Source organism: Hydrogenophaga sp. L99 (assembly GCF_058731905.1).
On the sequence record NZ_CM178972.1, the window covers coordinates 3,529,759 to 3,547,978 of the forward strand.

General features: G+C 63.6%; 17 protein-coding genes and 1 pseudogene. 12 read left to right on the top strand and 6 right to left on the bottom strand.

Annotated features, from left to right (window positions below):
* Positions 1-51: 51 nt before the first annotated feature.
* From AC4QBL_RS16940 to AC4QBL_RS16970, 7 genes are all read left to right on the top strand, one after another.
* A complete protein-coding gene (locus tag AC4QBL_RS16940) occupies positions 52-642 on the top strand; it encodes a restriction endonuclease subunit S domain-containing protein (protein WP_472908398.1) in 591 nt (196 codons plus the stop codon).
* A gap of 155 nt (positions 643-797) precedes the next feature.
* Entirely contained in the window at positions 798-1,043 is a 246-nt protein-coding gene (locus tag AC4QBL_RS16945; RefSeq protein WP_492131607.1) for a GIY-YIG nuclease family protein, read from the top strand.
* Between the two features lie 42 nt (positions 1,044-1,085).
* Complete coding sequence (locus tag AC4QBL_RS16950) at positions 1,086-2,639, top strand: type I restriction-modification system subunit M (protein ID WP_472908400.1); 1,554 nt, start codon at positions 1,086-1,088, stop codon at positions 2,637-2,639.
* A complete protein-coding gene (dinD, locus tag AC4QBL_RS16955; RefSeq protein WP_472908401.1) occupies positions 2,636-3,493 on the top strand; it encodes a DNA damage-inducible protein D in 858 nt (285 codons plus the stop codon). Before AC4QBL_RS16950 ends, dinD begins: the two co-directional genes overlap by 4 nt.
* Positions 3,490-4,698, top strand: coding sequence for a restriction endonuclease subunit S (locus AC4QBL_RS16960; protein WP_472908402.1), 1,209 nt, complete (start codon positions 3,490-3,492; stop codon positions 4,696-4,698). Before dinD ends, AC4QBL_RS16960 begins: the two co-directional genes overlap by 4 nt.
* Complete coding sequence (locus AC4QBL_RS16965; protein WP_472908403.1) at positions 4,695-8,000, top strand: type I restriction endonuclease subunit R; 3,306 nt, start codon at positions 4,695-4,697, stop codon at positions 7,998-8,000. The genes AC4QBL_RS16960 and AC4QBL_RS16965 overlap by 4 nt, the downstream gene beginning before the upstream one ends.
* Complete coding sequence (locus AC4QBL_RS16970) at positions 7,993-8,691, top strand: M48 family metallopeptidase (protein WP_472902169.1); 699 nt, start codon at positions 7,993-7,995, stop codon at positions 8,689-8,691. Before AC4QBL_RS16965 ends, AC4QBL_RS16970 begins: the two co-directional genes overlap by 8 nt.
* A gap of 43 nt (positions 8,692-8,734) precedes the next feature.
* Here the strand turns inward: AC4QBL_RS16970 and AC4QBL_RS16975 are convergent, their stop codons facing one another.
* The 3 genes from AC4QBL_RS16975 to glnK all read right to left on the bottom strand — a co-directional run bounded on the left by AC4QBL_RS16975 (position 8,735) and on the right by glnK (position 10,993).
* Positions 8,735-8,980, bottom strand: a complete 246-nt coding sequence (locus tag AC4QBL_RS16975; protein ID WP_472902168.1) for a hypothetical protein — start codon at positions 8,978-8,980, stop codon at positions 8,735-8,737.
* 191 nt (positions 8,981-9,171) lie between these two features.
* Positions 9,172-10,623 (bottom strand): ammonium transporter, encoded by a 1,452-nt coding sequence (locus AC4QBL_RS16980; RefSeq protein WP_472908404.1) that lies wholly within the window; start codon positions 10,621-10,623, stop codon positions 9,172-9,174.
* Between the two features lie 31 nt (positions 10,624-10,654).
* On the bottom strand, positions 10,655-10,993 hold the full coding sequence (glnK, locus tag AC4QBL_RS16985; protein WP_056264790.1) for a P-II family nitrogen regulator: 339 nt from the start codon (positions 10,991-10,993) through the stop codon (positions 10,655-10,657).
* A gap of 324 nt (positions 10,994-11,317) precedes the next feature.
* On the opposite strand from glnK, the gene AC4QBL_RS16990 reads away from it, so the two are divergent.
* From AC4QBL_RS16990 to AC4QBL_RS17005, 4 genes are all read left to right on the top strand, one after another.
* The gene (locus AC4QBL_RS16990) at positions 11,318-12,874 is read left to right on the top strand and encodes a YifB family Mg chelatase-like AAA ATPase (RefSeq protein ID WP_472902166.1); all 1,557 of its coding nucleotides are present in this window, start codon (positions 11,318-11,320) and stop codon (positions 12,872-12,874) included.
* A 145-nt stretch (positions 12,875-13,019) separates the two neighbouring features.
* Positions 13,020-13,805, top strand: a complete 786-nt coding sequence (locus tag AC4QBL_RS16995) for a hypothetical protein (RefSeq protein ID WP_472902165.1) — start codon at positions 13,020-13,022, stop codon at positions 13,803-13,805.
* A 59-nt stretch (positions 13,806-13,864) separates the two neighbouring features.
* A complete protein-coding gene (locus AC4QBL_RS17000) occupies positions 13,865-14,182 on the top strand; it encodes a hypothetical protein (RefSeq protein WP_472902164.1) in 318 nt (105 codons plus the stop codon).
* 167 nt (positions 14,183-14,349) lie between these two features.
* The gene (locus AC4QBL_RS17005) at positions 14,350-15,672 is read left to right on the top strand and encodes an ISL3 family transposase (RefSeq protein ID WP_472907315.1); all 1,323 of its coding nucleotides are present in this window, start codon (positions 14,350-14,352) and stop codon (positions 15,670-15,672) included.
* Here AC4QBL_RS17005 and AC4QBL_RS17010 read toward each other — a convergent pair.
* Positions 15,653-16,135 (bottom strand): hypothetical protein, encoded by a 483-nt coding sequence (locus AC4QBL_RS17010; protein WP_472908479.1) that lies wholly within the window; start codon positions 16,133-16,135, stop codon positions 15,653-15,655. The two genes, AC4QBL_RS17005 and AC4QBL_RS17010, sit on opposite strands and share 20 nt — an antisense overlap.
* A gap of 348 nt (positions 16,136-16,483) precedes the next feature.
* On the opposite strand from AC4QBL_RS17010, the gene AC4QBL_RS17015 reads away from it, so the two are divergent.
* Positions 16,484-17,386: a D-hexose-6-phosphate mutarotase gene (locus AC4QBL_RS17015; RefSeq protein ID WP_472902162.1), complete on the top strand. Its 903-nt coding sequence runs from the start codon at positions 16,484-16,486 to the stop codon at positions 17,384-17,386.
* Here the strand turns inward: AC4QBL_RS17015 and AC4QBL_RS17020 are convergent.
* Positions 17,383-17,706 (bottom strand): hypothetical protein, encoded by a 324-nt coding sequence (locus AC4QBL_RS17020; protein ID WP_472908482.1) that lies wholly within the window; start codon positions 17,704-17,706, stop codon positions 17,383-17,385. The two genes, AC4QBL_RS17015 and AC4QBL_RS17020, sit on opposite strands and share 4 nt — an antisense overlap.
* A 351-nt stretch (positions 17,707-18,057) precedes the next feature.
* Positions 18,058-18,201 (bottom strand): annotated as a pseudogene (locus AC4QBL_RS17025) (zinc-ribbon domain-containing protein); the annotation flags it as partial.
* Positions 18,202-18,220 lie beyond the last annotated feature (19 nt).

An 18,220-nucleotide genomic window follows, 5' to 3' on the forward strand; every position in this document is an offset into this window, starting at 1 on the left:
TATGCGACAAACTGCATTAATAAAATTCAAATTCGTGCTACGATCCGCCGCATGCTGAATGCAGAAATCTCAATCGACACTGTAACGGACCTCTTGCCGGGGTTCGCGTTCCGGGGCGCCATCACCGATGAGCCGCCCGGGCCGGTGCGTGTGGTGAACATGGCCAACGCCATGGGCGACTCGTTGACGGACGACGTTGAGCTGCCATTCATCGCCTTCACCGGCGATCAGACCAAGCTGCAAGTGCGCCCGGGCGACCTGATCTTTCGCTCGCGGGGGGTCAGCAACCAGGCCGTCCTGGTCGAAAGCGTGCACCAGCCGGCGATCCTGGCCTCGCCGCTGATCCGCATCCGCGTTCGCGACCCCGAGGTTCTTAACCCGCTCTACCTGCAATGGGTGCTCAACAGCGGCCCCACCCAGCGAGCCATCGACGCGATCGCCCGGGGAACCATCGTCCGCATGGTGACGGTTCCCAGCCTGCGCCAACTCAAGATTCCCGTGCCGCCCATGGCGGTGCAGCAGCGCATCGCCGCGTTTGCCTTGTTGCAGAGAGAAGAGCAAAGCCTGTCGGCGGCGTTGATCGAGAAGCGCCGCCAGTTTGCAGAGCAGGTTCTCTGGGCGAAAGCCCAGGAAGTGCGTTGACCCGTGGTCTGGGTCATCGCTCAAAAGATGAAGGCCAGGGTGCTACCAACACCCCAGCCTTCGGGACCGCTATCCACCAACCCTTACGAGGTACAGCCATGTCGATCCGACTCAAATCTTACCCCTTCGATGGACCCTTCGATCACACAGGGCCTTTGCGCTCTCAGTCTGGCGTCTACGCCATCCTGGGCAAGCGCCCCACCGACGCGCAATACCGCGTGCTCGACATCGGCGAGTCGCACAGTGTGCGCGAGCGGGTTGAGAACCACGACCGTACGCCCAGTTGGCAGGGGCACAACCAACCGCTCTTCGTTGCGGCGTACTACTGCAACCAAGCCGAGCGCATGAAGATCGAGCAAGAACTGCGCGCCTTCTACCACCCGCCTTGCGGCAAACGGTAGGTCCAACCGCGCCCGGCCACGCCGGGCGCCCCAAAGAACACCATGACCGAAACCACCACCACCCAAGACATCTTCCGCAAGGCCTGGGCCGCGTGCAACACCTTCCGCGGCACCATCGACCCGGCCCAGTACAAGGACTACATCCTCACGATGATGTTCCTCAAGTACATCAGCGACGTCTGGCACGACCACTACGACAACTACAAAGAGAAGTACGGCAACGACCCCGAGCGCATTCAGCGCCTGATGGAGCGCGACCGGTTCGTGCTGCCCATGGTCCTGCTCACAGACCCCAAGACCAAAAAACCCACCGACACCTTCCGGGCCGATTTCGACAGCCTGTACGAGCGCCGCAACGCGCCCAACGTGGGTGAACTGATCGACATCACCCTGCGCCACATTGCCGAAGCCAACCAGGACCGTCACAAGCTCGACGAAGTGTTCAAAAACATCGACTTCAACACCGACCGCCTGGGCGACACCAAAGAACGCAATGGCCGCCTGAAGCACCTGCTCGAAGACTTCTCCGATCTGGACCTGCGCCCCAGCCGCGTCAAAGAAGACGCCATCGGCTCCGCCTACATCTACCTGATTGAACGCTTTGCCTCCGACGCGGGCAAAAAGGCCGGCGAGTTCTACACCCCCATGGCCGTCTCGCGCTTGTTGGCCGTGCTGGCCAACCCTCAGCCGGGCATGCGCATCTGCGACCCCGCCTGCGGCTCGGCCGGCCTGCTGCTCGAAGCCGCCACCGCCGTGGGCAACAACAACGTGTCGCTCTACGGGCAAGAGTTGAACCAGAGCACCTACGCCCTGGCGCTCATGAACATGTTCATCCACGGCTTCGACTCCGCCCGCATTGAGCGCGGCGACAGCCTGCGCAACCCTCTGCTGGTGGAAAACGATCGCCTGCTGCGCTTCGACATCGTGGTCGCCAACCCGCCCTTCAGCCTGGACAAATGGGGCGCAGACGACGCCGAACACGACCGCTTCAACCGCTTCTGGCGCGGCATTCCGCCCAAGAGCAAGGGCGACTACGCCTTCATCAGCCACATGGTCGAAGTCGCCCTGCCCCAGCGCGGCCGGGTCGCCGTGGTCGTGCCGCACGGCGTGCTGTTTCGCGGCGGCGCCGAAGGCCGCATCCGCCAGCGGCTGATTGAAGACAACCTGCTCGACGCCGTGATCGGCCTGCCCGGCAACCTCTTCCCCACCACCAGCATCCCGGTCGCCATCTTGCTGCTGGACCGCGCCCGCGAAAAAGGCGGCGAGCGCGCCGACAGCGACGACGTGCTCTTCATCGACGCCAGCGGCCAGTACACCCCAGCCAAGACCAAGAACCAGATGGAGGAGACGCACATCCAGCACATCGTGGCGGCCTGCCGCGCCCGCCAGGGCGTGGACAAGTTCGCCAGCTTGGTCAGCCGCGCCACCCTGGCCGAGAACGACTTCAACCTCAACATCCCGCGCTACGTGGACACCTACGAAGAAGAAGCGCCCATCGACCTGAAAGCCACGGAAGCCGAGATTGACCGCCTGGAAGAAGCCCTCAGCGCCGTGCGTCTGAAGATGAAACAACACCTCAAGGAGCTGGGACTGTGAACAAACCCTTGCAACCCAACGCACCGCGCAACGTGTTCGAAGGCATCCGCCACACCAGCGCGGAAGGTGCTGAATACTGGCTGGCCCGCGAACTGGCGCCGGTGCTGGACTACCCGCAATACCGCAATTTCCTGCCCGTGATCGAGAAGGCCCGTGAGGCTTGCCTCCAGAGCGGTCTCCCGATCGCAGACCATTTTGCGGATGTCCGCAAAATGGTCGACATTGGCTCCGGCGCCCAGCGCCCCGTCGAAGACATCGAACTCTCGCGCTACGCCTGCTACCTCATCGTGCAGAACGGCGACCCGGGCAAACCCGTCATCGCGCACGGCCAGACCTACTTCGCCGTGCAGACCCGCCGCCAGGAACTCAACGACGCGGCGCAGTTCCAGCACCTGAGCGAAGACGAACGGCGCCTGGCCATCCGCAACGAACTGGCCGAACACAACAAGGCCCTGAGCGCCGCCGCCAAAGACGCGGGCGTGGAAACACCGCTCGACTACGCCGTGTTTCAAGACCACGGCTACAAGGGCCTGTACGGCGGCCTGGGTGCCAAAGACATCCACGCCCACAAAGGGCTCAAGAAGAGCCACAAGATCCTCGACCACATGGGCAGCACCGAGCTGGCGGCCAACTTGTTCCGCGCCACGCAGACCGAAGAAAAGCTCAAACGCGAAGGCGTGCAAGGCAAAGCCCAGGCCAACAAAACCCACCACGCCGTGGGCGCCAAGGTGCGCCAGACCATCCGGGAACTGGGCGGCACCCTGCCCGAACAACTGCCGGTGCCGGACAAGAGCATTCAGCAAATCGAGCGCGGGAAAACCAAGCAGGTGGCGGCGCCCAAGAAGAAGTCATGACGGCAAGTCCCACTTACAAACCACTTGTTCGATACAAGCTGGATGACATCGCTATTCGTGGAAGCGGGCACACGCCAAGCCAACGCCATCCCGAATATTGGGATGGTGATATTCAGTGGCTCTCACTCGCCGACTCTGGTTCACTGAACCGAGGGTGGATTGCACGGACCCACCGCAATATCACGCCAGAAGGCATCAAGAACTCCTCTGCCGTTGTTCATCCTCGCACCACTGTGGTTCTCTTGCGTGACGCGGGCGTCGGCAAGAGCGCGATTCTTGGTACCGACATGGCGGTCAGCCAGCACTTCATTGCTTGGCAGTGCGATGAGAGCTTGCTGCATCACAGATACCTTTACCAATGGCTTCAATGGAAAGCCACCGAGTTTGATCGCATGGCGGTTGGGTCCACCGTCAGGACCATTGGCCTCCCCTACTTCAAACGGCTTGAAATCGATTTGCCCCCGGTGGAGGTGCAGGCAAAGGTCGCCGACGTTTTGTTCCTTGCAGATCAAGCCATCCACCAGTCAGAGGCGATCATTGAACAACTGGCTGAGCGCAAACAAGGCCTGATGCAGCACCTGCTGACCGGGCGCAAGCGCCTCAAGGGGTTCCAGGGCAGTTGGAAGCCTCAACGCCTGGGCTCGTTCCTGATGCGGATAACGCGCAAGAACGCTGATGGCTGCACCCGCGCGCTGACCGTGTCAGCACAGCGCGGTCTGGTGGAGCAAGGCAGTTACTTCGCCAAGCAGATGGCGGCCGAAGAAAACGAACACTACCTGTTGATCCAGCGCGGGGAATTTGCCTACAACCGCAGCGCGGCGGCGGGCTACCCGTTTGGTGCCATCAAGCGGCTGGACCGGTATGACGAAGGCATTGTGTCCACGCTGTGCCTGTGTTTCGGGATCACCGACGCGGCCCAGACCGACACCGACTTCCTCACCGCAGTTTTCGAGGGCGGCCTGCTCAACCGGCAGTTGCGCGCCATCGCCCATGAAGGCGCCCGCAGCCACGGGCTGCTGAACGTGACGAGCACCGACTTCTTCAAGCTGCAACTGAACCTGCCGCCGCCAGAAGAGCAAGAAGCCATCGCCCAGGTGCTGAACGCCGCCGACCAAGCATTGCAGTTGCAACGGCAACAGCTCGCCGCCCTGCAACACCAAAAGCGCGCCCTGATGCAACAACTGCTCGCCGGAGAACGCCCATGACCAGCGCCCAGGCCACCAGCCCGCCGCCCGACCCGGACTTCGACCCCAGCGAAGTCATGGCCAGCCAGGCGCCGGCCTTGCAGTTGCTGCTGGCCATGGGTTGGCAGTACCTGAGCCCGGCCCAGGCGCGGCAGCTGCGCGGCCCCCGGCTGGGCCAGGTGGTGCTGGACGAGGTGTTGCGCGACGCGCTCAAGCGCTTCAACCGCATCCACACCACCTCCGGCGAACACCTGTTCACCGAAGAAAACCTGAGCGCCGCCATCCAGCGCCTCAAAAGCCTGCCCTACAACGGGCTGCTGCGCACCAACGAGGCGCTGTACGACCTGATCACCCTGGGCACCAGCCTGGAGCAGACGATCGACGGCGACTCGCGCGGGCGCTCGCTGCGCTACATCGACTGGCAGCACCCGCTGGACAACACATTTCAGGTGTCGCCCGAGTTCGTGGTGCAGCGCACGCGCAGCCAGAACACAATACGCTGCGATCTGGCGCTGTTCGTCAACGGCATCCCGCTGGGCCTGATCGAGTGCAAGGCGCCGGGCGTTGACGTGGCGCAAGGGGTGGCGCAGCTGGTGGGCTACCAGGGCGAGAGCCAGGCGCCGCACCTGTTTGTGATGGCGCAGGTGTTGCTGGCCATGAACGGGCAGACGGCGCGCGTGGGCACGGTGGGCAGCCCGGGGCGTTTCTGGTCGGCCTGGCGCGACGACACGGTGAGCGACGCTTCGGTGGCCGCGCTGCTGGCGCAGCCGCTGCCCGACGGGGTGCGCGCAGATCTGTTTGAACTGGTGCAGCGCCTGAGCGGCGCGCACACGGTGCCCGGCGTGGCGGAAGAACCGGCCGAGTACCTGGTGGCCCGCAGCGTGACCGACCAGGACCGCGCAGTGGCCGCGCTGCTGGAGCCGCAGCGCTTGCTGCGCCTGGTCTTTCACTACACGGTGTTTGACGGCGGCACGCGCAAGCTGGCGCGCTACCAGCAGGTGCGCGCCATCGAGCGCATCGTTGAACGCATCAACCATTGGGAAACCACCGACAGCGGCGCGCGCCGCCGCACGGGCGGCGTGGTGTGGCACACGCAAGGCTCGGGAAAATCGCTCACCATGGTGATGCTGGCGCGGCGGCTGGCCCTGCTGCCGGGGGTGTTGAACCCGCGCATCGTGCTGGTGACGGACCGCGACGACCTGGACAAGCAGATCGAGGGCACCTTCAAAACCTGCGGCCTGGAGCCGCAGCGCGCCACCTCGGCGCGCGACCTGCTGGCGCTGGTGAAGAGCCCGCGCGCGCAGGTGATCACCACGCTGATCCAGAAATTTGAACGGGTGAGCCAGATCGCCCGGCGCTTTGCGGTGGATTCGCCCGATGTGTTCGTGTTGGTGGACGAGGGTCACCGCACCAATTTCGGCACGCTGGCGGCCAAGATGCGGCTGCTGATGCCCAACGCCTGCTACATCGGCTTCACCGGCACGCCGGTGACCCGGCTCGAGCGCAACACGCTGGGCCGTTTTGGCGGGCTGATCGACAGCTACACCATGGATGAAGCGGTGCGCGATGGCGCGGTGGTGAAACTGCTTTATGAAAGCCGCCTGGTGGATGTGGAGCAGAACCAGGAAGCGATCGACAAGTGGTTTGAGCGGCACACCGCCGGCCTGAACGACGCGCAGCGCGCCGACCTGAAGCGCAAATACTCGCGCGAGAAGATGCTGCAACAGGCCGACCCCTACCTGTACATGCTGGCGTTTGACATCAGTGAACACTTTCGCAGCACCTGGCAGGGCACGCCGTTCAAGGGGCAGGTGGTGGCGGCCAGCCGGGCAGCGGCGGTCCGGCTCAAGGAGTACATCGACGAGATTGGCCAAGTGAGCTGCGAGGTGCTGATCTCCGGCCCGAACGGGCGAGCCAACAGCGATGGCGAAGACGACGAGCCCACGGAAGCCGTGCACCGCTTCTGGGACAAGATGATGCAGCGCCACGGCAACGAGGAGGAATACAACAAGCGGCTGATCAGCTCGTTCAAACACGGCGAGGCACCGGAGCTTCTGATCGTGAAAGACAAGCTGCTCACTGGCTTTGACGCACCGCGCAACCGGGTGCTGTACTTGACCCGCGAGCTGCACGAGCACACGCTGCTGCAGGCCATTGCGCGGGTGAACCGGCTGTATGAGGCGCCGATTGAAGAGTCGGGCGGCGAAGACGAGCCGGTGGCGACGGTGGAAAAGGACTTCGGCCAGATCGTGGACTACGCCGGTGTGCTGCAAGAGTTGGACAAGGCGATTTCCAGCTACCAGGCGCTGGCGGGGTTTGAGGAAGGCGACCTCACGGGCATGCTGGTGAACATTCAGACCGAGGTGGCCCAGTTGCCCGACGCCCATGCGCACCTGCTGGAAATTTTCCGCCGCGTGGGCAACCGGCACGACACCAACGCCTACCTGGACGAGCTGCGCGACGACGACGTGCGTCACGACTTTTACGAGCGCCTGTCCGCGTTGGGCCGTTTGCTGCAACTGGCCTTGTCGAGCGAGCGTTTTCTGATGACCACACCGGTGGAGCAGATCGACCGCTACAAAGCCGACATGCTGCGTTTTGCGAAGCTCAAACAGGCGGCGCAGCTGCGCTTTGCCGACGCGGTGGACTTCAAACGCGACTATGAGCCACGCATTCGCAAGCTGCTCAACACGCACTTGCAGGCCAGCGATGTGCTGGTGCTGCGCTCGGCGGTGAACATCCTGGACAACGCCTCGCTGCGCAAGACCATTGACGATCAGGAGGCGACCACGCCGGCCTCGCAGGCCGACATCATCGCCTTCAACACCAAGCGGGTGATTGAAGAGCGCATCAAGGTGGACCCGGCCTATTATGAGAAATTTTCCCGGCTGATTCAGCAGGCGATTGACGACTACCGCGCCCGCCGTATCAACGAGCTGACCTACCTGCAGCGTGCGCAAGAAGCGCGGGATGCCGTGATGAGCCGCCCTCGGGATGACGTGCCGCCCGGGCTGCGTGGCAACGACCACGGCCTGGCTGTGTACGGAACGGTCAAGCGGGTGCTGGACGGGATTCCCGATCTGGCCACAAGCGCAGAGCTGGCCGAAGACATTGCGCTGGCCGTGCTGAACGCCCTGGCTGCGCACCATGTGGTGGACTACTGGCGCAACCTGGACGCCATGAACCAGACACGCATCGGCCTGGACCACTTTCTCTACGACGTGGTGGGGGACGACCGCGGGGTGAAGCTCTCCGCGGTGCAGATGGACGCGATCATTGACCAGGCATTGAACCTGGCCAGGGCGCGGGGCATCAATGGCTGATGTGCTGGACCGCGTACAGGTGATCCGGACGGGGCTTCGGCGCAAGACACTGGCGCTGGAGGTGCACCCGTCGGGTGAGGTTTTTGTGCGCGCACCCGAGGGCTGCGACGGGACACGCATCGACGCCTTGCTGCTCAAGCGCCAGCGCTGGATTGCAGAACAACGGGCGTTCTTTCTGCAGTTTGACCCACGCACGCCGACCCGTGCCTGGGTGCCAGGCGAGTCGCACCTGCACCTGGGCCGCCGCTACAAGTTGCAGATGGAAGCGGGACCAACGCCAGGGGTTCAACTTCGCGGCTCGGACATGGTGGTGACGGTGGAGCCTGGCGACCGCCATCACCCAGAGGTCATCGAAAGCACCGTTCAGCGGTGGCGGCACCAGCAAGCCAAAGCGGTGTTCTTACGGGCATTGAAACACTGCCATGGGCACTATCGCTTCAACCACCTCGATATGCCGCACCTGCGTGTTCAACGTTTGGCCAAACGCTGGGGCAGCCTGTCGCCCAGCGGCTCCATGACATTGCACTCGGCGTTGGTGCAGGCCCCCGGCACGTGTATCAGCTACGTGATTTTTCATGAGTTGTGCCATGCGATCCACCCCGACCACTCGCGCGCCTTCTTCGATTTGCTGACGGAGGTTTGTCCGAAGTGGGTGGCGCACAAGCATCGGCTTGAAACACTGCTGAGGTAAACGTCACTTCAGCCAAACACGTCGATAAGTAAAGTTGAAAACGTCAGCGCGTGTGGCCCAGGCACATGCCTGCGTTGGGCCGGCCTTTGCACTCGCGCTTGAGCCGCTGCTTGCGCGCAGCCGGCTTTTCACTGGACGGCGCGTCAACAAAGGTGACCTTGGCCGGCTTGCGCGGGGCTTCTTTGGCGGTGGTGTTGCCCGCAGCCAGCGTGGGCAGTGCGGCGCCACAAAGCACCACGGCGAACAAAAAAGGCCGCCAAGGCGCGGCACGCGAAACAAGCTTGAACATGGTTTTCCTCCTGAGCATGCCCCGTTGGGTTGGGGCGGTGTGTGACGGAAACCATCTTACGGCGCGAGTTTGCAAAACCCGAAAAAAAACCCGCGTGCCTTGCGGCAACGCGGGTTCAACATCCAAAGGAGACACTCAGAAACAACGGGGTGGCAACAGCCTGTGAAGTTTGTTGCGCACACCTGAACCGCTCAGCGGTTGTAGGCGGTTTCGCCGTGGGACGTGATGTCCAGGCCTTCGCGTTCGGCTTCTTCCGACACACGCAAACCGACCATCATGTCCACAATCTTGTAGGCCACAAAAGCGACCACAGCGGACCACACCATGGTGATGACCACGCCTTCGGCCTGAATGAACAGCTGACCGGCGATGGAAAAGTCGTCGCCCTTGATGCCGCCGAGCGAGCCGGCCGAGAACACGCCGGTGAGCAAGGCGCCGACGATACCGCCCACACCGTGCACGCCGAACACGTCCAGCGAGTCATCAGCGCCCAGCATTTTCTTGAGACCCGACACGCCCCAGAGGCAGGCGAAGCCAGACACCAGACCGATGATGATGGCGCCCATGGGGCCCACCGAACCGCAGGCCGGGGTGATGGCAACCAGGCCAGCCACCGCACCCGAAGCCGCACCCAGCATGGACGCTTTGCCCTTGCCCAGCGCTTCACCGATGCACCAGGCCAGCACCGCAGCGGCGGTGGCCACCAGGGTGTTGATGAAGGCCAGGGTGGCGCCACCGTTGGATTCGAGGTTGGAACCGGCGTTGAAACCGAACCAGCCCACCCACAGCAGTGAGGCACCGACCATGGTCAGCGTCAGGCTGTGAGGCGCCATGGATTCTTTGCCGTAGCCAATGCGCTTGCCCAGCATGTAAGCACCCACCAGGCCAGCCATGGCCGCGTTGATGTGCACCACGGTGCCGCCAGCGAAGTCCAACGCGCCTTTGTCCAGCAGGTAACCGCCCGTGCCCCACACCATGTGGGCAATTGGCAGGTAGCTGAAGGTGAACCAGATGGCCGAGAACAGCAGCACCGCGCTGAACTTCATGCGCTCGGCAAACGAGCCCACGATCAGCGCGCAGGTGATGCCGGCAAACGTGGCCTGGAAGGCAATGAAGATGAACTCGGGGATGGCCACACCGGGGGTGAACGTGGCGGCCAGCGAATCCATGGTGACGCCCATCAGGAACACCTTGTCAAGGTTGCCGATGATCAGGCCTTCGCCGCCAAACGCCAGGCTGTAGCCGTACATGGCCCACAGCACCGTGATCAGCGAGAACACCACCATCACCTGCATCAGCACCGACAGCATGTTTTTGCTGCGCACCAGGCCGCCATAAAACAGCGCCAGGCCGGGGATGACCATCAAAATCACCAGCACGGTGGAAATCATCATCCAGGCCACATCGCCCTTGTCGACGGTTGGTTTGGCTTCTTCTGCGGCAGGCGCTTCAGCGGCCACCGCAGCAGCGGGCGCTTCAACGGCAGGGGCGTCTGCAGCGGGTGCGGCTTCGGCTGGAGCGGCCGACGCTGCATCAGCCGGTGCGGTCACCGCAGCCGGCGCTTCGGTGGTCTGGGCCACGGCGTTCAGACCGCCAAAGGCCAGACCCATGCCCAACAACAGGGTTGCAAGTAGTTTTTTCATGTCCGTGATCTTTCTTGAACTGTGGCGGTGATCAGAGCGCTTCTTTGCCGGTTTCACCGGTGCGGATGCGAACCACCTGTTCCAGCGAGGTGACGAAAATCTTGCCGTCGCCGATCTTGCCGGTGCGTGCAGCACCTTCGATGGCTTCGATCACGCGGTCCACCAGGTCGTCGGACACAGCGGCCTCGATCTTGACCTTGGGCAGGAAATCGACCACGTATTCCGCGCCGCGGTACAGCTCGGTGTGGCCCTTCTGGCGGCCGAAGCCCTTGACTTCGGTAACGGTGATGCCTTGCACGCCCATGCCGGAGAGCGCTTCGCGCACTTCGTCCAGTTTGAACGGCTTGATGATGGCGGAGACCATTTTCATGCTGTGATTCCTCTTCTAGATCAGGAGGGTGATCAGGCCGGCTGGCCCACACCACGGGTTGGATTCGGTTGCATTCACACCCAAGCATGGACCGTGCCAACTTTGCACGCCTGTGGCCAAAAACAGGTCGCCATGTGTTGCAAAAGCACCTCCATCCCCCAGACGTGTGCAGGCCGAAGGCCGCCCCTGTGCCATCATGAAAACTCTTTGCCACGCTCGGCGGGTGTCACACCAAAGACGTGCGCACCAAAACAGTGCAATACCGGAAACGGGCCTTCGGGGCCGTTCAACCCGGGTCATGCACCGAAACAGGGAGGAATTCACATGAGTCTGTCGTTGGTGCACAGCCGCGCACTGCTGGGTCTTGAAGCGCGGCCAGTCCAGGTTGAAGTCCATCTGGCCAACGGCCTGCCCAGCTTCACCCTGGTGGGCCTGGCCGATACCGAGGTGAAGGAAGCACGCGAACGCGTGCGCTCGGCCATTGCCAATTCGGGGCTTGAATTTCCATCCAACAAACGCATCACGGTGAACCTGGCGCCGGCCGACCTGCCCAAAGACTCTGGGCGGTTTGACCTGCCGATTGCCGTGGGCATCTTGGCCGCCAGCGGCCAGCTGGACGCCGCGCGGCTGGCGGGCTGGGAGTTTGCCGGTGAACTGTCGCTGGGCGGTGAGCTGCGCCCGGTGCGCGGCGCGCTGGCCATGAGCCTGGCGCTGCACCGCGCCGCTGACACCGAAGCCGCCGCGCAAACCCGGCTGGTGCTGCCACCGGGCAGCGCCGAAGAAGCCGCCCTGGTGCCGCAAGCCCAGGTGCACCGTGCCCGCCACCTGCTTGACGTGGTGGCCCACTTTCTGCACGAAAACGCCAACGCTCCCGGCGAGCCACCGCCCGACGACGGCGGCTGGGTGCGCCTGGCACCCACGCAGCTCGGCCAGGCGCCCAGCTACGCCGACCTGGCCGACGTGAAAGGCCAGGTGGCTGCCAAACGCGCCCTGGAAATTGCCGCCGCCGGTGGCCACAGCTTGTTGATGATGGGCCCGCCGGGCTCGGGCAAAAGCATGCTGGCGCAGCGCTTCGCCGGCCTGCTGCCGCCCATGAGCACACAAGAAGCGCTCGAATCCGCCGCCGTGGCGTCGCTCGCCGGGCGCTTCGCCCTGGATCGCTGGGGCCAGCGCCCCACCTGCGCGCCACACCACACCGCCAGCGCCGTGGCCCTGGTGGGCGGCGGCTCACCACCGCGCCCCGGTGAAATTTCGCTGGCGCACCACGGCGTGCTGTTTTTGGACGAACTGCCGGAATTTCCCCGTGCGGCTTTAGAGGCGCTGCGCGAGCCGCTGGAAAGCGGCCACATCCGCATTTCGCGCGCGGCCATGCAAAGCGAGTTCCCCGCGCGGTTCCAGCTCGTGGCCGCCATGAACCCCTGCCCCTGCGGTTTTCTGGGCCACCCCACCAAAGCCTGCCGCTGCACGCCCGACCAGATCAACCGCTACCAGAGCAAGCTCAGCGGCCCGCTGCTCGACCGCATCGACCTGCACGTGGAAGTGCCCGCCCTGCCCGCCGACGACCTGCTGCACGGCGTGGCCGGCGAACCGAGCGACGCGGTGCGCGAGCGCGTGCAAGCCGCCCGCGAGCGCGCCCAAGCCCGCCAGGGCCAGCCCAACCAGGCGCTGGCCGGGCAGGCGCTGGACGAACACGTGCACCCCGAGCCCGCCGCCCTCAAGTTCCTCAACACCGCCGCCGCCCGCCTGGGCTGGAGCGCCCGCAGCACCCACCGCGCGCTGCGCGTAGCCCGCACCATTGCCGACCTGGCCGGGGCCGATGCGGTGGGCGTAGGGCACGTGGCGGAAGCGGTGCAGTACCGGCGGGCGCTGCGGCTGGGGTGAACACAGTGGACCGTCAGATCCACCGATGAACATGCGCAATCACAGCTTTAGCAGGACAGACTGGGGCCGATCCGTGCCAGGCGAAATCAGTCCGCTCGTGCACAATCTGTAACATCTAAAGCCCCGCATTCAACGAGAAAGCGCCGTGAAGCCCGCCAAAAAGTCTCTTTACGAATGGCTGCAAGTGAGCCGGCACGCGTCCACTGAGGACATCCAGCAAGCACATGGCCGCCTAGTGGACAAACTGATTGCCGAGCGCTCGAAACTCAGTGCAGCCGACCTCGATCTGCACATGCAGACGCTGAAGCTCGCACTCAACACCTTGTCGAGCCCATCATCTCGCTTTGCTTACGACGCCAAGCTGGCACACGACGAGGCAAGGCAAGAAAGCCTGGCCGCCAGTGCCGCTGCGCAGCCGGAGCAGCTGGGAACTCCGAGTGGATTCATGAACCACCTGCCGCCCGTGAAAGCAGCCACGGCGCGCCATGCCCACCGCACCGAAGCTTCGAAGGAAGAGCGCCTTTCGACGTTGGTGTGGTTGCTGTCCAACCTCAAGTCGTCGCTCACCAAATCGCTGGTATTCATTGGCCTGTTGGCGGTGATGGGCATGGTGCTGCAAATGATGTTCATGCGCGCGGCCGTGACGAATCCACCCAGTGCGCTCCAGCGTTCGGCCGAAGACAAAGCAGTGCTGCAAGAGTATTACCAGACACATGGCGTGCGCCCTGCCAGCCGCGAAGAGGCTGATCTGTTGTCTCGCGAGAACCAGCGAAAGGAAGCTGAAGCGCGCGAGGCGCAACGCAAGCAGCAGATGGCCGAGATGGAGCAGCTCCGTTTCGAACAGGAAACCAAACGCCGGGCCGACGAGGTATCGGCGGCGCTGCGGCGCTCAGAAGAGGAAGCGGTGCGAAAGGCGCTGAACAAACCGTGAGCAGACACCCTGGTGCGCAGCGAATACGCCCCAACCGCCTCAGGTTGGGACTTGCGTGCATGTTCATAGCGGGCACGCTGACGGCCTGCTCGGGCGACGAAGCCTTCAGCCAGAAAGCATTCGCCGGGAAATGGCAGTCGTCGCGCTCCACCATTCCTATTCATCTGTACGAAAACGGTGAGTGGGAAATCAGGCGCGACAGTGGTGAGGTGCTGCAATACGGTGTCTGGCATTACCAAGGCCACCGCATCGTCTGGACTTTCAAGGCCGGCGACCATTTAGACCACGAGGCCAATTCGGTCCTTTCGGTCACGAAGGAAACGTTCAGCCTGCGCGAGCAGGATCAAAGCACCACCGTGTTCAGTCGCCTGGATTGAACACGTCCCTTCAGGGCGCTTAATTGCAGCGCTCTTGGTACCGGGTTTCAAAGGCTCAATGCCGATTTGCATGGAACTTGACCTTCAACACCTATGCGTGCTGAGTGCGTGAGGTTGCTGGATACTCTGGCCTGATTGCCGCCACCCTGACACCTTCGTAACCGACCATGAGCCTGAGCACCGAAGCCCTGTTCACCGCAGCCCTTGGGCTGCAAGCCCCCTGGCGTGTCGAGCGCGCCGAGTTGAGCACCGCCAAGAAACGCATTGACTTTGAAGTGGTCTGCACCGAGCGGCGTCTGACCTGCCCGCACTGCGGCGCACCCGATCAAGGCATCCACGAGAGCATTGAGCGATCTTGGCGCCATCTGGATTTTTTCCAGTTCGAAGCCTGGCTGCACGCGGCCATACCCCGCGTAGCTTGTACCGCCTGCGGCAAGACCAGCCAGGTGCCGGTGCCCTGGGCGCGCGAGGGCAGCGGCTTCACGCTGCTGTTTGAAGCGCTGGCGCTGAGCCTGTGCAAAGAACTGCCCGTGGCCCACGCGGCCCGTCACCTGCGTGCCGACGCCAAAGCCTTGTGGCGGCGCATTGAGCACTACGTCAAGCTTGCGCGTCAGAAGGACGACATGAGCGGCGTGCGCCACATCGGCATTGACGAGACCAGTCTGCGCAAGGGCCACGAATACGTCACGGCCGTGCACGATCTGCAGCAAAAGCGCCTGCTCTTTGTCACCGAGGGACGCGATCACCAGACGGTCAATGCCTTCACCCAAGACCTGTCCGAACATGGCGGGAGCGCCCAGGCGATCAGCCATGTGAGCATGGACATGAGTGCGGCCTACCTGAAAGGGGCACAGCAGCAACTGCCGCAGGCGGCCATCTGTTATGACCGCTTTCATGTGGCGGCCCTGGCGGGCAAGGCCATGGATGAGGTGCGCGCGGCCGAATTCAAAAGCCGGCCCACCGCCGTGGCGCAAGCGCTGGGCGAGCTGGACCGCGCCAGCAGGCGCAGCCTGAGCTGGGCGATGCGCACGCACCATGCGAGCTGGAATCAGCGGCACATACAGGCGATGTACACCCTGCAGCGCACGAACTTGCAAAGCGCACGGGCCTGGCGCATGAAGGGGGCGCTGCGCGAGGTGTATGAGGCAGCGGCGCAGGGTCACGGTGAAGAGGTCGCCCGCACGGGTCTGACCAAGTGGATCGGTTGGGCCATGCGCTCGCGCCTGGAGCCCTTCAAGCGGCTGGCGCGTACGCTCAAGACGCACTTCGAAGGTGTCATCACGGGCATGCAGCAAGGACGCAGCAACGCGTTTGTGGAGGCCATGAATGGGCTGATGCAAAACGCCAAGCGGGCCGCACGCGGATTCAGAACGAGCAGGAACTTCATCGCCATTGCGCACCTGCGCCTGTCCAAGCTCAAGCACCTTCCAGCCAACCCGTTCGAGTACGCAGCGCCGCGCTTCGCAGGCCTCAGCACGCATAGGTGTTGAAGGTCAAGTTCCATGCAGATCGGCATTGAGCCGTTTCAAACAACCCCAGGTCGCGCTTTTCGCCTTCGGTCAGGTTCGTGCGTTTCTTGCGGGATTCCAGTGCACTGCGCATCTCCATGCATTGATCCGACTTGCGTTTGACCTCGTTGGCGCTGAGCAACTGCTGTTTTTTCATCGCGTAGTCTTGTTCGGCATTCAGTTGCTCGGTCTCGCGCTTTTCGGCGTACCAGCGCCGCTGCGCTTGCGACTGGTCCTCAGCACACTGATCGTTGTAGTTCCGCCGCATCTCGGCAAAGGAAGGCTGATTGCGCATCACACTCGGAGCCGTGCGCTGAGCTTCCAGCATCGAAGCGCACTTTGGACTCATGTATTTCAGTTCGGGTACCGGGCCTCTTTGAGCCATTACAGGCAAAGCCAAAAGGGCCATGGAACCAGCCAGGCAAACCGAAAGGGAAGACGTCATGCGTACCAGGCTTCGAATCATTTTCACTCCGTGAATCTTTATATGGAATGCGAAATGGCACAGCAACACGCCTGTTCGCAATACCCCGATTTTAATCAACGCGTATTCACTATCTGGACCCTGCAGCGCCCACGCGCGTCCTTTTGTCGTCCCGGCCTCCATCCGTGGGCAGGCTTTCTATGACCAACCCTTGGCACGCAGACGCTAAGCCATGCGGGACAAGAGAATGGGTTCGGCTACTGAAAATCGACTTGCCATGGAGGCAAATCGCGTGGCTCATCAGGTCAACGGCCAAGTGCTCACGGAAAATGAACGACCTCCGGCTTATCCAACCCACTGCACGCTCTTATGACGCTCGAAGATCTCAACGCCACACACGCCTTGGCCAATCACCTGACCTTCATCAGCGGTCCTGGTGGCCTGCCCTTTTTGCAGGTGCGCAACGCGCACGCCGAGGCGGTGGTGTCGTTGTACGGCGCTCAGGTGCTGTCGTACCGACCGGTGGGCGCGGAGGCCGATGTGCTGTTCCTCAGCGAGCGGGCGAGCTACGAGGCGGGCAAGGCCATACGCGGGGGTGTGCCGGTGTGCTGGCCGTGGTTTGGCCCCGACCCGCAGGGCCTGGGGCGGCCGAACCATGGTTTTGCGCGTACCCGGCTGTGGTCGGTGCTGAACACGGACGCCACTCCAGCGGGCGAAACGCAGGTAACGCTGGGCCTGCGGGACACGCCCGACACCCGCGCCCTGTGGCCGCACGCGTTTGAGCTGACGCTGCAAATCACCGTGGGCACCACGCTGCGGCTGGCGCTGACCACGCGCAACACGGGCGATGCGCCGTTTCAGATCACGCAGGCGCTGCACAGTTACTTTGCGGTAGGCGACATAGCGCGCACCGCAGTGACTGGGCTGGAGGGCTGCAGCTACATCGACAATGCCACCGGCGCGGGCGGCGCGGTGAAGCGGCAAACGGGTGCCGTGCACATCGCCGCCGAAGTGGACCGCATTTACACCGGTGTACCCGCCGCACTGACGATCGTTGATGACGCTTTGCAGCGCCGCACCCGCCTGAGCGCACAGGGCAGCCGCACGGCGGTGATGTGGAACCCCTGGATCTCCATCGCTGCAGGCATGACCGACCTGAAGGACGACGCGTACCTGCGCTTCGTCTGCGTGGAAACCGCCAACGCGGCGGACGAGGTGGTGACAGTGCCGCCAGGTGGCGAGCACGGTATGGCGGTCGAGGTATCGGTCTAGTTCTGCTGCCTCTGGCGGTTCGCCTCTTCCATCTGGCGGAACCGGACACAGACCGGGTCGGCCGCCCGGGCGGCGTCGTTGCAGGCTCGAATGCGGCAGATGTCCCGGGCGATGAAGTTGCTGCGATCGGCACACTGCTGGTCCACCGATGCGGTAACTGCGGGCAAACGGTCCGATTCGCCTGGGGCCGATGGTCGCGGCAATCCATCAGCCTGGGTTGCGGCAGGTTCCGGCTGTGGGGTAGCGGGCGGGCTCTGTCGTTCGGCCTGCGCAGTACCGCGCGGGTTGGAAGCTTTGGCGGATTTGGGTTCTTTTTTCATGGGTACCGGGCGGGGCGGGACTTCGCTCGGGAGCAGGGCTTCTGCAACGGCTGGCACCGTTAGGGCGGCGGTGATGGTGACCTGCACCCGTGGCCCTGCGGTCGGCTCTGGCTGGGCCACCACAGGCGCCCCAACCGGCACATAGGGCGCAGCAGGGTGCTGTGCCTGTACCCACCAGGCAGCACCAATTGCAACCAGCAAAGCCGGGCCGATGATCCAGCCCCAGCGGCGGCGAGCCAACACCACACCGGTGCTGGCCGCTGTACCAGGCAGGCTCGGGCTCAGCGAGGCCTCGCAGGACTTGCACACCGTGGCGGAGCGCCGGTTGAGCGCATGGCACGCAGGGCAGGCCAGCCCTCTAGACGCCGGCGCAGGCGCAGGCGCAGGCGCAGGCGCAGGCACAGCCGCAGCGAGCGGCACGAGCGCCTGGGCGCACCCCTTGCAAAATTTGGCTTTGTCCCTGTTTTCGGCACCGCAAGCCGCGCACACCGCCATGAATCACCCCAAGTCCAAC

What these genes read in the sequence shown, in the direction of transcription:
- AC4QBL_RS17000 (WP_472902164.1), top strand. Translation starts at nt 13,865, where the DNA reads ATGTTCATAGCGGGCACGCTGACGGCCTGCTCGGGCGACGAAGCCTTC.
- AC4QBL_RS16965 (WP_472908403.1), top strand. Translation starts at nt 4,695, where the DNA reads ATGACCAGCGCCCAGGCCACCAGCCCGCCGCCCGACCCGGACTTCGAC.
- AC4QBL_RS16970 (WP_472902169.1), top strand. Translation starts at nt 7,993, where the DNA reads ATGGCTGATGTGCTGGACCGCGTACAGGTGATCCGGACGGGGCTTCGG.
- AC4QBL_RS16980 (WP_472908404.1), bottom strand. Translation starts at nt 10,623, where the DNA reads ATGAAAAAACTACTTGCAACCCTGTTGTTGGGCATGGGTCTGGCCTTT.
- AC4QBL_RS17005 (WP_472907315.1), top strand. Translation starts at nt 14,350, where the DNA reads ATGAGCCTGAGCACCGAAGCCCTGTTCACCGCAGCCCTTGGGCTGCAA.
- AC4QBL_RS16975 (WP_472902168.1), bottom strand. Translation starts at nt 8,980, where the DNA reads ATGTTCAAGCTTGTTTCGCGTGCCGCGCCTTGGCGGCCTTTTTTGTTC.
- AC4QBL_RS16950 (WP_472908400.1), top strand. Translation starts at nt 1,086, where the DNA reads ATGACCGAAACCACCACCACCCAAGACATCTTCCGCAAGGCCTGGGCC.
- AC4QBL_RS17020 (WP_472908482.1), bottom strand. Translation starts at nt 17,706, where the DNA reads ATGAAAAAAGAACCCAAATCCGCCAAAGCTTCCAACCCGCGCGGTACT.
- AC4QBL_RS17010 (WP_472908479.1), bottom strand. Translation starts at nt 16,135, where the DNA reads ATGACGTCTTCCCTTTCGGTTTGCCTGGCTGGTTCCATGGCCCTTTTG.
- AC4QBL_RS16940 (WP_472908398.1), top strand. Translation starts at nt 52, where the DNA reads ATGCTGAATGCAGAAATCTCAATCGACACTGTAACGGACCTCTTGCCG.
- AC4QBL_RS17015 (WP_472902162.1), top strand. Translation starts at nt 16,484, where the DNA reads ATGACGCTCGAAGATCTCAACGCCACACACGCCTTGGCCAATCACCTG.
- AC4QBL_RS16990 (WP_472902166.1), top strand. Translation starts at nt 11,318, where the DNA reads ATGAGTCTGTCGTTGGTGCACAGCCGCGCACTGCTGGGTCTTGAAGCG.
- glnK (WP_056264790.1), bottom strand. Translation starts at nt 10,993, where the DNA reads ATGAAAATGGTCTCCGCCATCATCAAGCCGTTCAAACTGGACGAAGTG.
- AC4QBL_RS16960 (WP_472908402.1), top strand. Translation starts at nt 3,490, where the DNA reads ATGACGGCAAGTCCCACTTACAAACCACTTGTTCGATACAAGCTGGAT.